The sequence below is a fragment of the Streptomyces incarnatus genome (assembly GCF_001027185.1).
In the GTDB taxonomy this organism is placed as follows: Bacteria; Actinomycetota; Actinomycetes; order Streptomycetales; family Streptomycetaceae; genus Streptomyces; species Streptomyces puniciscabiei.
This window is the reverse complement of sequence record NZ_CP011497.1, coordinates 43,483-56,232: the sequence shown is the minus strand read 5'-3', so window position 1 is coordinate 56,232 and position 12,750 is coordinate 43,483. Positions and strand designations below refer to the sequence as shown.

General features: G+C 70.1%; 12 protein-coding genes and 2 pseudogenes. 6 read left to right on the top strand and 8 right to left on the bottom strand.

Going from position 1 to position 12,750, the window contains the following annotated elements:
• Window positions 1-28: 28 nt before the first annotated feature.
• Both ABB07_RS41870 and ABB07_RS41865 read left to right on the top strand, forming a co-directional pair.
• Window positions 29-250: pseudogene (locus ABB07_RS41870) on the top strand (transposase); the annotation flags it as partial.
• Window positions 180-623: pseudogene (locus ABB07_RS41865) on the top strand (transposase); the annotation flags it as partial. The pseudogenes ABB07_RS41870 and ABB07_RS41865, both read left to right, overlap by 71 nt.
• A gap of 204 nt (window positions 624-827) precedes the next feature.
• On the opposite strand, the gene ABB07_RS00270 reads toward ABB07_RS41865, so the two are convergent.
• The 4 genes from ABB07_RS00270 to ABB07_RS00255 all read right to left on the bottom strand — a co-directional run bounded on the left by ABB07_RS00270 (window position 828) and on the right by ABB07_RS00255 (window position 4,961).
• Window positions 828-2,327, bottom strand: a complete 1,500-nt coding sequence (locus ABB07_RS00270) for a long-chain-fatty-acid--CoA ligase (protein ID WP_208896662.1) — start codon at window positions 2,325-2,327, stop codon at window positions 828-830.
• Window positions 2,328-2,379: 52 nt separating this feature from the next.
• Window positions 2,380-2,841 (bottom strand): cupin domain-containing protein, encoded by a 462-nt coding sequence (locus ABB07_RS00265; RefSeq protein WP_244189708.1) that lies wholly within the window; start codon window positions 2,839-2,841, stop codon window positions 2,380-2,382.
• 68 nt (window positions 2,842-2,909) lie between these two features.
• Window positions 2,910-3,293: a DUF6069 family protein gene (locus tag ABB07_RS00260; RefSeq protein ID WP_279617418.1), complete on the bottom strand. Its 384-nt coding sequence runs from the start codon at window positions 3,291-3,293 to the stop codon at window positions 2,910-2,912.
• A 75-nt stretch (window positions 3,294-3,368) separates the two neighbouring features.
• Entirely contained in the window at window positions 3,369-4,961 is a 1,593-nt protein-coding gene (locus tag ABB07_RS00255) for a CocE/NonD family hydrolase (RefSeq protein WP_208896659.1), read from the bottom strand.
• Window positions 4,962-5,070: 109 nt separating this feature from the next.
• Between ABB07_RS00255 and ABB07_RS00250 the strand changes: the two genes are divergently transcribed.
• A complete protein-coding gene (locus ABB07_RS00250; protein ID WP_208896658.1) occupies window positions 5,071-5,658 on the top strand; it encodes a TetR/AcrR family transcriptional regulator in 588 nt (195 codons plus the stop codon).
• Window positions 5,659-5,704: 46 nt separating this feature from the next.
• On the opposite strand, the gene ABB07_RS00245 is transcribed toward ABB07_RS00250, so the two are convergent.
• A complete protein-coding gene (locus tag ABB07_RS00245) occupies window positions 5,705-6,349 on the bottom strand; it encodes a LysE family translocator (protein WP_208896657.1) in 645 nt (214 codons plus the stop codon).
• A gap of 130 nt (window positions 6,350-6,479) precedes the next feature.
• Between ABB07_RS00245 and ABB07_RS00240 the strand changes: the two genes are divergently transcribed.
• A complete protein-coding gene (locus ABB07_RS00240) occupies window positions 6,480-7,571 on the top strand; it encodes an ArsR/SmtB family transcription factor (protein WP_208896656.1) in 1,092 nt (363 codons plus the stop codon).
• Between the two features lie 531 nt (window positions 7,572-8,102).
• Here ABB07_RS00240 and ABB07_RS00235 read toward each other — a convergent pair.
• Window positions 8,103-9,236 (bottom strand): ABC transporter permease, encoded by a 1,134-nt coding sequence (locus ABB07_RS00235; protein WP_208896655.1) that lies wholly within the window; start codon window positions 9,234-9,236, stop codon window positions 8,103-8,105.
• 283 nt (window positions 9,237-9,519) lie between these two features.
• Complete coding sequence (locus tag ABB07_RS00230) at window positions 9,520-10,296, bottom strand: SDR family NAD(P)-dependent oxidoreductase (RefSeq protein ID WP_208896654.1); 777 nt, start codon at window positions 10,294-10,296, stop codon at window positions 9,520-9,522.
• Window positions 10,297-10,554: 258 nt separating this feature from the next.
• On the opposite strand from ABB07_RS00230, the gene ABB07_RS00225 reads away from it, so the two are divergent.
• Window positions 10,555-11,244, top strand: a complete 690-nt coding sequence (locus ABB07_RS00225) for a TetR/AcrR family transcriptional regulator (protein WP_208896653.1) — start codon at window positions 10,555-10,557, stop codon at window positions 11,242-11,244.
• 160 nt (window positions 11,245-11,404) lie between these two features.
• Window positions 11,405-12,337 (top strand): LysR family transcriptional regulator, encoded by a 933-nt coding sequence (locus ABB07_RS00220; RefSeq protein WP_208896652.1) that lies wholly within the window; start codon window positions 11,405-11,407, stop codon window positions 12,335-12,337.
• A gap of 61 nt (window positions 12,338-12,398) precedes the next feature.
• Here the strand turns inward: ABB07_RS00220 and ABB07_RS00215 are convergent, their stop codons facing one another.
• Entirely contained in the window at window positions 12,399-12,569 is a 171-nt protein-coding gene (locus ABB07_RS00215) for a fumarylacetoacetate hydrolase family protein (protein ID WP_279617417.1), read from the bottom strand.
• Window positions 12,570-12,750 lie beyond the last annotated feature (181 nt).

Genomic DNA, 12,750 nt, shown 5'->3' with positions numbered 1-12,750 from the left:
GCTGGCGTTGGCGGTCGTTGCACGGTGTGTGAGTGATCGTCGTCCGTACCGCAGTGATGTGTCCGATGCCCGCTGGGCCCTGATCGAGCCAGTCTTCACCGCCTGGCGGGCGAGACGGACCGGGCCCGGAACGGCAGCCCGGGTGCACGGCCTGCGGGAGATCGTCAACGCGAGCCTCTATGTCAACCGCACCGGCATCCCGTGGGAGTACCTGCCTCACGACTTCCCGCCGTACCAGACCGTCTACGACTACTACGCCAAGCGGGGCCGACGGGACCACGCAGCAGGTCCACGACCTGTTACGCGACAAGACCCGCCGAGCCCACGGCCGCAGCACACAGCCGACCGCGGCCGTTGTCGACGCTCAAAGCGTGAAGACCTCGGCAAACGTCGCCGAGACCAGCCAGGGCATCGACGCCGGCAAGAAGATCAAAGGGCGCAAGCGTCACCTGATCACGGACACCCTCGGCCTAGTCCTCGCCGTGATCGTCACGGCTGCTTCGGTGCACGACTCCGCCGGCGGGGTTCGACTCCTCGACGAGCTCGCCACTGCACACCCCAGCGGGAGCAAGGTATGGGCCGACGCGGGCTACCAGACAAGTGTCTTCCAGCGCGGGGCCGAAGTGGGGATCGACGTTGAGGTCGTGCAACGGCCCAACGCCGGTGCGCTTCTGGGACAGCTCCCACAACCGGAAGGCGGCGCGGACCGGCAGCCGGGTCAACGCTGCGCGGAGTCGGCCGCGGTTGCCTTGACGCCGCCGGTGAGAACGGTGGGGCGGGTCCGCACGGCGTGCTCGCCCCACGCGCACAGTGGCGCCGGACCCGGGTCAGGCCGCAGCCGGGGCGATGACGATCTCACGCTTGAGGATCTTGCCGGTCGGCCCCTTGGGGAGGGCGTCGGTGAGCGTGACCACCCGTGGGTACTTGTAGGCGGCCACCTGCGCCTTCGCGTGGTCGCGGATCTCCTCGACGGTGGCGTGTGCCCCGGGCTTGAGGACCACCACCGCCGCGACCTCCTCTCCGAGCAGCGGGTCCGGCACGCCGACGACAGCGGCCTCGGCGACTGCCGGATGCGTGTACAGGACCTCCTCGACTTCGCGCGGGTAGACGTTGTAGCCGCCGCGGATGATCACGTCCTTCGTGCGGTCGACGATGAAGTAGTAGCCGTCCTCGTCCACCCGGGCGAGGTCGCCGGTGTGGAACCAGCCGTCGCGGATCGCGTTCGCGGTGGCACGCGGCTGGTTGTGGTAGCCGGCCATCACGTTCTCGCCGCGGACCGCGATCTCACCGACCTCGCCGGGCCCGGTCGTCGTGCCGTCCCGTCCCACCAGGCGCAGCTCGACGCCGCGCACGGGCAGACCGATGGAGCCGGGCTTGCGCGGCCGGTCCGGCGGGTTGAAGGCGGCCACTGGCGACGTCTCGGACAGGCCGTAGCCCTCGAGCACGTCGACCCCGAAACGCCGTTCGAAGCCGTGCAGCACCTCGACCGGGAGCGAGGCGCCGCCGGAGACGGCCAGGCGCAGGCGGGCGGCGTCGAAGCCGTCGGGGAGTTCGGCGTTCAGGAGTGCTGCGTACATCGTCGGGACGCCGAAGAAGACGGTGACACCGTCCCGGCGGATGGTTTCCAGTGCCGCCGCCGGATCGAAGCGCGTGAGCAGGGTCAAGGTGGCCCCTGCTGCCACGGCCGTGTTGAGGCCGCAGGTTTGGCCGAAGGCGTGGAACAGGGGCAGGCCGCCGAAGAGTACGTCGTCGGGGGCGACGTGGAACAGCGTCTCCACGGCGGTGGCCGTGTTGCTGAGCAGGTTGCGGTGCGTCAGCTCGGCACCTTTGGGTGTGCCGGTGGTACCCGACGTGTAGAGGATGACCGCCAGGTCGGCGTCATCGGTGTCGACGACGGCGGGCAGTGGTTCGGTGCGCTCGAGCCGTGCGTCGAAGTCGGCCGGATCGACGACCAGCCAGCCGGTTCCGGCAGCGCTGGCCGCTATGGCGGCCTCGGCCGCCGACATCGGCGAGGCCAGCACCGTCCGAGCGCCGCAGTCGCGCAGGGTGAAGGCGATCTCGCGAGCCTTGAGCAGCGGGTTCATCGGTACGACGACGGCGCCGACGCGCAGGATGCCGTAGTAGACAACGGGGAAGTGCGGCACGTTGGGCATGATCACGGCCACCCGGTCGCCCGGGCGGACGCCTCGGGCCCGCAGCAGCGCGGCGGTACGTGCGCTGAGGTCGTCGAGTTGGGCGTAGGTCAGTGCGGTGTTCTCGTGCCGCACCGCGATCCGGTCACCGTGCTCGGACGCGGAGCCGGTGAGCAGGGTAGCGAGATTGGTCATCGTGGTTCCTAGCGGTGGTGCACCGAGTGGTGCGGAGGGGAGGGTGAACCGGTCAGCGAGGCGGCCCGAGGAGGACGTTGCCGCGCAGGGCCGCGGCTTCGGTGAGCCTCTCCTTGGTGATCTCGAACCCTTCGGGGCGGGGGGTGGTGATGTCGCGTCCGGCGTGCCGGAACATCTCCTCGATGCCCCCGGGGGTGGTCATGAGCAGGAGGTCCGCGCGCTCGGAGGTGATGCGGTAGCTGTGGGGGAGGTTGCGGGGCAGGTAGACGATGCCGCCCTCGGAGAGTTCGTGGCGTTCGTCGCCCACCCACACGAGCGCCTCGCCCTTGAGGAGGAGGAACACCTCGTCCTCGCGAGTGTGCATGTGGAAGGGCGGGGCCTCGTCCTTGGGGACGTCGAACCGTCCGATGGTGAGCTGGCCCTCGGTGGCCTGGCTGTCGAGCAGGATCGTGAACAGCCCGCCGTGGAGCCATTCGAGGGTCTGCTGCTGGTCGGGCTGGGCGAGGTAGGGCATGGTCACGGGGGTCTCCAGGGTGAAGGTGTGCCGGCCGGACCGGTGCGGTCCGGGGAGCGGGTGGTGCGTCAGGAGCGGCGCAGCGAGGTGATCACGAAGGTGGGGATCACGACCGCGCCGACGATCAGGTGCATCAGGGCCAGCAGGAGCCGGTCGGTCGTGCTGATTCCGGTCCCGCTGAAGGGGAGGCTGCCAACGAGCGTCAGGATCGCGAGCACGGTCCAGACGACGGTGGCCCGCCGTGGGGAGAACCGTTCCAGCAGCTCCAGGAGCGCCCAGCCGAGCAGGGTCGGGACGATGGAGGAGGCGCTCACCAGGCCGATCAGGACGGAGTGGACCGGCATGCCGAACACTGCGGGCGTCTTGAGGTTGTACCCGAACGCCCCGGTGAGGGCGAGCATGTACAGGAGGTTCGCGAGGAGGCCGATGAAGACGGCAGTGGCGCGCAGCAGCCGGGTCGGGGGCCCGTGGGGTGGCGAGGGGTGGGTGGTGTCGGTGCGGAGGGTGGGTGGCCGTTGTGGGCGGGGTCAGTGAACGAGGGGCAGGACGAGGTGGGATGGGTGGTCGGCGTCGTGGTGGATGAGGTCCCGGCCCACCTGGTGGCCGTAGTAGTGGTAGAACAGGCCGTCGGCGACCGGGGAGTCGCCGTTGGCGATCTCCAGCCGGATGCGGCTGCCCTTGCGAAAGAGGTAGGAGGTCGGCCAGACCTCGATCTCGTAGCGGACGACGGCCCCCGGCTCGACCGGCTGCGGCGGCTGGGTGCGGTGAGAGCCCTTCAGCCAGCCGCGGCTGACCATCGCGGAGGGCGGCGGTACGTTCTTGGCAACCCTGCGCATCAGTGCCTCCTTGAGCTTCGGAACGGCCTTCTGCTCGGAGATCTTGACGTGGAAGTCGGTGTCGCTCTGGTCCGTCTCCGCGTACAGCACGAGGGTGATCTTCCCGGTGACCTCGGTGTCGTGTTCCAGCGGCGGAGTGGTGAACGTGAGGATGCCGCTGGTGGGCTGGGGGATGCCGTCGGTGATGACGGTGGTGCCCACCGTCCATTCGGGGTTGGGGAAGTCGTAGGCGGTCGGCCCTCCGGTCGCCGCGGTGGGCGGCGCGGTGGTGAGGCTGCCGTCGTTGAGTGAGCGGACGGCGCCCGCGGGCTCGGGGCTCAGGTAGAACGGGGTCGGTACGGCGCGCTGGAGCGGCCACTCGGGCTCTTCGCGCAGTCGGCTGCCGGCGTTGCCGATCTGGAGCCGGACGGGCGGGCCGTCCATGACGCCGTTGTCGATGCCCTTGAGCCAATGGTCGTACCAGGGGCGGATGTAGGTGTCGAGGAACTCGGGCTGGTAGTAACGCTCGTGGCTGTCGGTGCCGGCCAGCACAACCAGCCGCTTGTCGGCGCCGCTGAGTCGCTCGTAGCCGTCGAGCTGACCGTGCAGGTGCAGGCCGATGCTGTACCACCAGGCGACGTTGAGTACCGGGATGTCGATGTCCTCGACCTTCACCGCTCGCTGGTCCCACCAGTCGTCGAAGACGGGCCGGTCCAGGGTCATGCCGATGACGTCGGCGGCGATGCCGCCGGGCCGGGGCGGGGTGGCGCCGAGGGTGGCGGCAGCCCGGAGGTGCTCGGTCGCCCAGAACGCGAGGAAGTTCATGGAGTAGACCCCGCCGTGGTAGACCGCGTCGTGGTAGAGGTCCGTGAACCCGTTGTAGATGAGCGCACAGGTCAGGTGCGGCGGGCGCTGCGCGGCGGCCAGCCACTGGTTCACGCTGTAGGCGCTCTCCCCGGCCATCGAGATCTTCCCGGTCGACCAGGGGCGCGAAGCGATCCACTCGATGGTGTCGTAGCAGTCGCGCTGCTCGGCGGGCCCGAACAGCTCGAACTCCCCCTCGGACCTGCCGGTGCCGCGCTGGTCGCCGACCACGACCGCGTAACCGTGGCCGGTCCAGTAGTCGAGCGGACCGGTCTCGATGAACCGGAACACCGACACCGGCGGGAGGTAGAGCAGGTCCTTCTGGTACGGCGCCACCGCGTACAGCGCGGGGTACGGGCCCTCCGCGTCGGGCAGGTACACGTCGGCGTAGAGCCGGGTTCCGTCGGACGCCGTGATGCACTCGTTCTTGATCGTGCGCATGACATCAACTCGCAATTTCATCATCTGTGGAAACTAGTTTCAGCGTATGATGAAACTAGCGGGACGGCAAGGGCAGTCCTCTTCGAACTTGCGTGGAAGGTGATGCGCTGTGGGCGGGCGAGGCCCCCGAGGGGAACGCGGAGAGCAGGCCGACAAGATCATCGCCGCGGCCCGCAGAGCCTTCGCCACCCGCGGCTACGCGGCGACCTCACTCCGGTCGGTCGCCCAGGACGCCGGCGTGGACCCCGGTCTCGTGCTCTACTACTTCCGTACCAAGACCGGGCTGCTGGAAGCGGTCCTGCAACCCCCCGAGGCATTCGGTGCGACGGTGGCCGCCGCCGCGGAACAGCCCCTGCACCAGCGAGGACGCGCGTTCGTGCAGGCCACCCTGCAACTGTGGGAAGACGCCGCCTCTGCCGAGATCCTGCGGTCGATTATTCTCACCGCCGCCCAGGAACCCGCCGCCCTGGAACGCCTGCGCCAGTTGTTCTCCGAACTCGTCCTGGCCGTCGTCTCCCGCAGCCTGCCCGACGCCGAACGCAACCTGCGCGCCAGCCTCATCGCCACCCAGATCGACGGCATGATCATGAACCGCTACATCTGGCAGGTCGGCGATATCGCAGCCCTCCCCGCCGACGCCGTCACCGACCTCCTCGCCCCCACCATCCAGCGCTACCTCGTCGACCCTCTGCCATAAATCGCCCAGGAGCCCCGGCACGGCCGCCGGAAGCGCCGGGCCGCGCTCATGTGCTGCAACACGTGGCGCCGACGCTGACGCCGAGGCCGATCATGGCAATGCCGCCCGCGCCGGCGATCATCGCCATGCGGCCCTCGGAGCGGGCGAACCAGGTACGGGCTGCGGAGGCGGACAGGCCCCACGCGGTGTCCGAGAGGAGACCGATGACCGCCGGGACCAAGCCCAGCACCAGCATCTGCCGGGGAATGTGGCCTGCGGAGTTGTTCACGAACTGCGGCAGCACCGCGGCGAAGAAGACGAAGCCCTTGGGGTTGGTGACGCCGACGAACAGGCCGTCCAGGACTGTGCGCAGGTCACTGCGCCGGGTGCCGGCCGGGGTGGTCAGGCCAGCCGCGTGCAGTTGCTTGCTGTGGCGGACGGCCTGCACGCCGAGGCGGACGAGGTAGGCGGCTCCGGCGAGCTTCACTGCGATGAGCAGCGTCACCGAGCTCTGCACCAGGTTGCCCAGGCCCAGGGCGACGGCGGTGATCAGGGCGTAGGCGCCGAGGACATTGCCCAGGACCGTCGCCATCGCGGTGCGGCGGCCGTGGGCGAGGGCGCGTCCGACGACGAACAGGACGCTCGGCCCGGGTACCGCGATCACCAGCAGGGACACCGCCGCGAACGCCAGCATGCTCTCGGTGGACACCATGGGTCTGTCGTCTCCCGTCAGGTTGATGCCGGCGCGTCAACAGGCACTGCCCGCGCCGGGTGAGGGCGTGCGACCACGAGCTTCGGACACCGGGACAGAACCGATCAACTGATTGTGAAATCCTGCAATCGTGATCACTGTGCGGTTCGGCGGGACGGCCGAGGAAGACCTGGCCCTGACCGTGTCCCCCCTGCTGGAGGCCGTCCATTCCTGGCATGTGCTGACCGCCCCCGGGCACCACGCACTGCACCTTCCCTGGGTGCGCCGGTGCCGCGAGCTGCCCGCCGCGCTCCGCCGGGAACTGCGCGAACACGGCTGGATGGTGGCCGACTACGTCCCCGCCTTCTTCGAGGCAGGCGCCGACGCCCCCGAGGCGGATTTCGCCGGCCAACTGGCCGCGGTCCGCTCCGTCCCCCCGGAACACCTCGCCACCGAGCTGTCCCAGACCCTCGTCGACACCACCCGCTACGGCCGCGACCTCGTCACCGACCCGTTCGTGCGGGACGCGGCCCTCGCTGACCTCGACCGCTCCGACCCCGCCCTGGCCGAGCGGCTGCGCCACGTCCTCGCCGACCCGGCTCCAGCCGTGGAGACCGCGCTCACCGTTCTGGCGGACTACTGGGACAGCGCCTTCGCCAACGAGTGGGGACGCCTCGAGCCCGTACTGCATGACGAACTCACCCGCGCCGGACGCCGGATCGCCGTTGCCGGCGTCTTCCCCATGCTGCGCACCCTGCTCCCGCAGATCCGCCTGGACCCTGGGGAGCGGCTGCTGCGCCTGGACCGCCCGCATGACCACGACATCACCGTCACCCCCACCCGCCCGGTGACGTTCACCGCCAGCCACTACGTATGGCCGCACGTCCGCGTCACCTGCGACGCCCCCTGGCCCCTGCGGGTGACCTACCCCGCGGCCCCGCTCGCCCCGCAGCCCGCCTCCGCCGGCCGCGAAGAACTGCTCACCGCCCTGCGAGCCCTGGCCGCCGCGCCGCGCCTGGAGATCGCCGAGTCCCTCGCCGGAGAGAGCCGAAGCACCCAGGAACTCGCCACCCTCCTGGGCCTCTCGGCGTCCGTGGTCTCCCGCCACCTCCAGCAGATGACACAAGCAGGGCTGCTGACCAGCCACCGCGAGGGCTACTACGTCCTCTACTCCGTCGACCGCAGCCGACTCGGGCGCATCGCCGCGGCCCTGAACGATCTCGTCGACGGACCCGGAGCCTGATGTGGCAGAGCACGGCAGCCCCGAAACCGGCGCGGCAGCCGCGGACCGCCAACCGTCGTCGTGTTCCAGATGATCGGACTTCGGCAGCGTCCAGCGCTCAACCAGTTCCTCCGTCGACGCCTGTGCGCGGTCGCCGACCGGCCCGGCCCAGCCTCAATCGCCGCAGCAATACCCCGCACACCGCCTCTCACCAGGGCGGTCCTGTCCCGTGTAGTGGTGGAGCGATCGTGCGCCAACGGTCACGTGGTGGGCGGTAGTTCGTGCGAGTCCGCTCGGCGGGGTAGATCTGCTCCATGCTGCCCTCGGCCTTACGGACCAAAGGGACAACCGCGATCGGTCACGTACGGAGCCCTCCCCTGGCTGCCCGGGACGGTGCACCGAGAGGGACGCACGAATCCGTTCACGGCCTCCACCCGAAGGACAAAGGCGGGGCTGCGACGCCGGGACGTCCGGCAGGGCCAGCCCCCGGGGAAGGGATGGCGTCCCGCCTCGCCCTACACCCGGCCAGATACAGTTGATCTTGTAGGGCCTTCAGCGGACCGCGGCGGTGTGGAGCGGGGCCGGATCCGCAGCGCGGCGTGCGGCGACCCAGTCCAGAACGTACTGCAGCGCCAGGCAGCCGACGACCCAGGCGCTCATGGTGAGCAGAGCGGCCGTGAGGTGGGCGTTGTGGAAGTAGGCGGCCCCACGCAGAGCGCGGATCGCGGCCGCCGGAGCCAGGATCTGGGCCAGCGGGGAGAGCCACGCCGGCAGGAAGGTGGCGGGCAGGATGCCGCCGGAGGTGGCGTTGCCGAAGGTCAGCAGCACCACAGAGGCCATCGGCATGCCGATCGGTCCGAACAGCCGCAGCATCACCCCGGTCGCGGCGGCGGTCGCCCACGCCAGCAGTCCCACCACGACGGCGACTGTGAAGAAGGACGCCGGGAGCGCGTTCATGGCAGTGTGTGCGATGAGTGCCACCGCCGCGCCGGAGGCGGCGGAGAAGACCATCATCGACGCGACCCGGGCGGCCAGGCGCAGGCGTGGGGCGATCTGGTAGGAGGACACCGCGAAGAGGAACCCGGCGAGTACCACTCCGAACGCGGCATAGAAGGGAGACAGCCCTCGAGCATCTCCGGCCACCAGCGGCCGCACATCCTTGATGGGAACAGGATGACCGACCGCCTGGTTCACCGCGGCGGCCAGGTTGGAGACGGTGGAGGGGCCCTGCGCACCGGCCGCCAGCAGACGCAGATGGTGGCCGTCCGCGACGAGCGCGGCAGGGACCTCGTCATGGGCGATGGCCTGGCGCGCGGCTTCCGCGTCCGGGTAGCGGTAGAAGGTGTAGGCGCTGGGGTCTGCGGTGTTGAGGGCGAGTTCGGTACGGGCGGCCACCTGGTCGGATGCGGCGATACCCAGCGGCTGGTGATGTGCCGAGGGGGCATGGAACGCCGCAAGATAGACGGCCACGAATATGGTGCCGATCGCCAGCGCGGTGACGACCGGCACGAGCATCGCCTTGCGCGCTGCAGCAGCGGCCGCGAGCACGGGGGCGGGGATGCCGGGCTCGCTATCGGCCAGCGCGTGCCGGGAGTGCGCAGGGTGACCGGCCGCCCGGCGCCTGCCAGGGGCGTGGAGTGCGGGGTCGGGCGGCGCGATGGGAGGGAGGTCGGTGCTGTGCTGCATAGAGGGAGGGGCTTTCTGCGTATCCGCGGTGTGCGCGAGGGATCTCGGTCAGGGCCCGCAGTGGTCCGCGCGCCCGGTGTGCAGGCGGGAGCCGGGCGGGCCGACGGCGTGTTCTCTCCGAGGGCGTGACCGCCCACCCACCTGCTACCGCCAGGCGATCGGGGCGAGGCGGTCGTATGGTTGTCGCTGCCCCTCCTCCGCGTGGCGGCCCTTGGCGGGCTGCCTCCCCCGTGGGGCCGCGGAAGGACGAGCGGTGCCAGCGGGTTCGATGACCCGGGGCGGGCTAGAAGAGCCCGCCATCGAGCTGTAGGGTGCGCCCGGTCATGTAGGCCGCGTCGTCGGAGGCGAGGAAGGCGTACCCGGCGGCCACCTCGGACGGCTCCGCGAGCCGCTTGAGGGCGACCTGGGTGTTGAGCCAGTCGGCCATGGAGAGCTTGCCGATCTGCTCGGGGTGCAGATAGCTGGCTCCATGTTCTGCGGCCATGTCGGTGGCGGTGCCGCCGGGGGCGACCGCGTTGATGGTGATCTTCTTCTGCCCGAGTTCGGCGGACAGGTTCAGCACCATCGACTCCACCGCCGCCTTGCTCGCGGCGTACAGGGTGTGGCCGAAGATCGCTCGCGAAGCGCTGACGGATGACGTCAGGACGATCCGGCCGCCTTCTGGCATGTGGGCGGCGGCGTGCTGGGCGGCGAACAGCTGCCCGCGGGTGTTGACGGCGAAGACGCGGTCGAAGTCGGCCGGGGTGATCTTCTCCAGGGCGTCGAAGTGCTCGATGCCGGCGCAGGAGGCGAGCACGTCCAGTCGGCCGAACTCGTCCACCGCCCGCTCCATCAGCGAGCCCGTCTGGTGCGGGTCGGCGACATCGGCCTGTACGGCGATCGCCCGTCCGCCGTTGTCTGTGAGCTCGGCGACGAGGGCGTCCGCCGCCTCCTGGTTGCCCCGGTAGCCGATCGCCACCGAGGCTCCCTCGGCGGCCAGTCGCCTTGCGACGGCCGCGCCGATACCCCGGCTGCCGCCGGTGACCACTGCCGCCTTGCCTTCGAAACGCGCAATCTGCATGGATGCCCACCACTTTCTTCTCTCGCGATACGCAGGGGGAGCGCCGCGGACGACACCTGCGGCGCCCGGGGCGAAGGCCGGCCCGCCCGGGCACGGACACCCGCCATGTCCAAAGGCGTCCTCCCGCGGCGCCCCCAGGCCGGGTGTCTTCACCGTAACACTAACCGCAGAAAATCCTTCACTTAATCTGCCTGTGAAGCCCACCACTGACGTAACCTCGATGCGTCCACCAGCACAGACAACGAGGAAAGGCCCACGGTGACCCGCAACGCATCCCCAGACGGCGGCACACCGCGCTTGCGGGCAGACGCCGCACGCAACCGCGCCCAGATCCTGGCCGCTGCGCGCAGCGCCTTCCGGGAACTGGGCACCGCCGCCCCGCTCGACGAGATCGCCCGCCGCGCAGGAGTCAACATCGCCACGCTCTACCGGCGCTTCCCCGACCGCGACGCCCTCATCCGGCAGGTCGTCCTCGACGGCTTCACCCTGGTACTCCAGACCGCTCACGACGCGCTGGAGACCGCGCCCCGGGACCCACTGGCCGCCATCGAGAAGATGATGCTGCGCCTGGTCGACGAACGGGACATGCTCGTCCTGCCCCTGATCGGCGGCCCCGTCATCGACGACCCCCGAGCCCTCGAACTCCAACGCCGGACCGCAGCCGCCCTGGAAGACATCCTGGCCGTCGCCCGCACCCAGGACGCGGTCCGTCCCGACGTGACAGCGGTGGACCTGATCACCACCGGAGCACTCGCGTGCCGCCCCCTGCCCCACCTCCCCGCCGAACAGGCCACCACCCTCGCCACCCGCCACGTGCGCGTCTTCCTCGACGGCCTGCGCCCGGACGGCGCCCGGCCACTCCCCCCACCCCCCACCCACGAAGACCTCACCGCCCACCTGCACACCACGAAAGGCACAGATCGAGAACCCGGCTGCACCGAGGTCTGAACGAAGCCACGTCACGCCCGGCCTGCCCGCGCTGCTGTCACGGAACCTCAAGGTCAACCACTGGCAGGGAGACGGCGGGAGACCACACCGGTATCCGGTGAGTACGTGCCCGGATACTCCTTCCCCGCCGGATCGTCCCGTAGCAATCGAGGAGGCTCTCATGAGCCCTGGCCTCAAACCCGAGGACATCGATCTCCGTCTGGTCCGCTACGTGACGGTGCTCGCGGAAGAGCTGCACTCCGGCCACGCCGCGGACCGTCTGCACATCGCTCAGCAGACTTTGTCCGCGCAGATCAGCCGACTGGAACATCGGTTGGGCACGGCGCTCTTCGCGCGCGACCGTCGACACGTGGAACTGACGGATGCCGGTGCGGTGTTCGTGGCCCGCGGGCGTCAGCTGCTGAACCCAGCTTCCGCGTTGCTCACGGAGGTGTGTGAATCGGGCCGTCCCATGCGGCTCGATGTCGTCACCGAGAGCCTGACGACCGGACTGGCCGCGCAGCATGTGCGCGCCCGTCTCCCGGAGCTCGCTCTGGAGGTCGTCCAGGGACAGGGGTTTGCCGGCTCGTTGGAGCGCCTGAGCCGGGGGGAGGTCGATCTGGCCTTCGGCCGGGTGACCGGGGTACCTGACGCCTGGAAGGGGGCCTTCCCCTGTCTGCTCGTCAGGATCAAACCGATGGGGGTCGTCCTCCCCGAACACCACGCCCTCGCCGACGAAGACGTAGTGCGCCTCGCCCAGTTGCGGGACTTTCCGATCCTTCTGCACAACGCCGCCGAGGCCGGGGACTGGGAGGACTGGAACACCGCTCTGGTATCGCGGTTCGGTCTCACCGCGGGGCGGCGCCTGCGCGGCCACGGCCGCGCGGCGGCGAATGCGGCGGCGCTCGCTTACAACACGCCGACGCTCGCACCCGTCCATGCCCCGCTGCCCGAAGGTCTCGTCGTGCGCGAGTTGCACGATCCGATACCGCTGTTTCCCGTCTGGCTGGTCGGGCGGGACACGGACCGATCGCTCAGGGCGCCGAAGCGGGCAGCCGACATCGGCGGTCATCGAGGAGGTCGATCGTCTCGCGCTCGACCAGGGCTGGCGTGACCTCCCCCGCCAGCCCTGGTGGCTTCCCGAGACGGACCGCGCCGAGCTCGCTTGAGCCGGCTCAGTCACCGGTGATACGGGTCTCCAGGCGGCCCACTCCCATGACCTCGGCGACGACCTCGTCGCCGGGTTCGAGGTATCGGCCTTGATGGGCGGCGGCGGTTCCCGCGGGAGTACCGCTCAGCAGCAGGTCGCCCGGATGGAGCGGCGCGAGCATGCTCAGCGCCGAGATCTGCTCTCGGCCACATGATCACGGTAGTTGGCGCCCGCGCAGTAGACGGTCGGGCGATGCGTGGTCGGGGGAAGGAACGTCACCTCCGATGCGCTTCGCCAGGCGAGTCGCCCGCCATCCGGAGGATTCGCGCTCAGCGCCTCCCGAACGGCGTCGACTGGATCCTGTTCAGTGGACGTGC

What these genes read in the sequence shown, in the direction of transcription:
- ABB07_RS00270 (WP_208896662.1), bottom strand. Translation starts at nt 2,327, where the DNA reads ATGACCAATCTCGCTACCCTGCTCACCGGCTCCGCGTCCGAGCACGGT.
- ABB07_RS00265 (WP_244189708.1), bottom strand. Translation starts at nt 2,841, where the DNA reads ATGCCCTACCTCGCCCAGCCCGACCAGCAGCAGACCCTCGAATGGCTC.
- ABB07_RS00255 (WP_208896659.1), bottom strand. Translation starts at nt 4,961, where the DNA reads ATGCGCACGATCAAGAACGAGTGCATCACGGCGTCCGACGGAACCCGG.
- ABB07_RS00245 (WP_208896657.1), bottom strand. Translation starts at nt 6,349, where the DNA reads ATGGTGTCCACCGAGAGCATGCTGGCGTTCGCGGCGGTGTCCCTGCTG.
- ABB07_RS00235 (WP_208896655.1), bottom strand. Translation starts at nt 9,236, where the DNA reads ATGCAGCACAGCACCGACCTCCCTCCCATCGCGCCGCCCGACCCCGCA.
- ABB07_RS00230 (WP_208896654.1), bottom strand. Translation starts at nt 10,296, where the DNA reads ATGCAGATTGCGCGTTTCGAAGGCAAGGCGGCAGTGGTCACCGGCGGC.
- ABB07_RS00220 (WP_208896652.1), top strand. Translation starts at nt 11,405, where the DNA reads ATGAGCCCTGGCCTCAAACCCGAGGACATCGATCTCCGTCTGGTCCGC.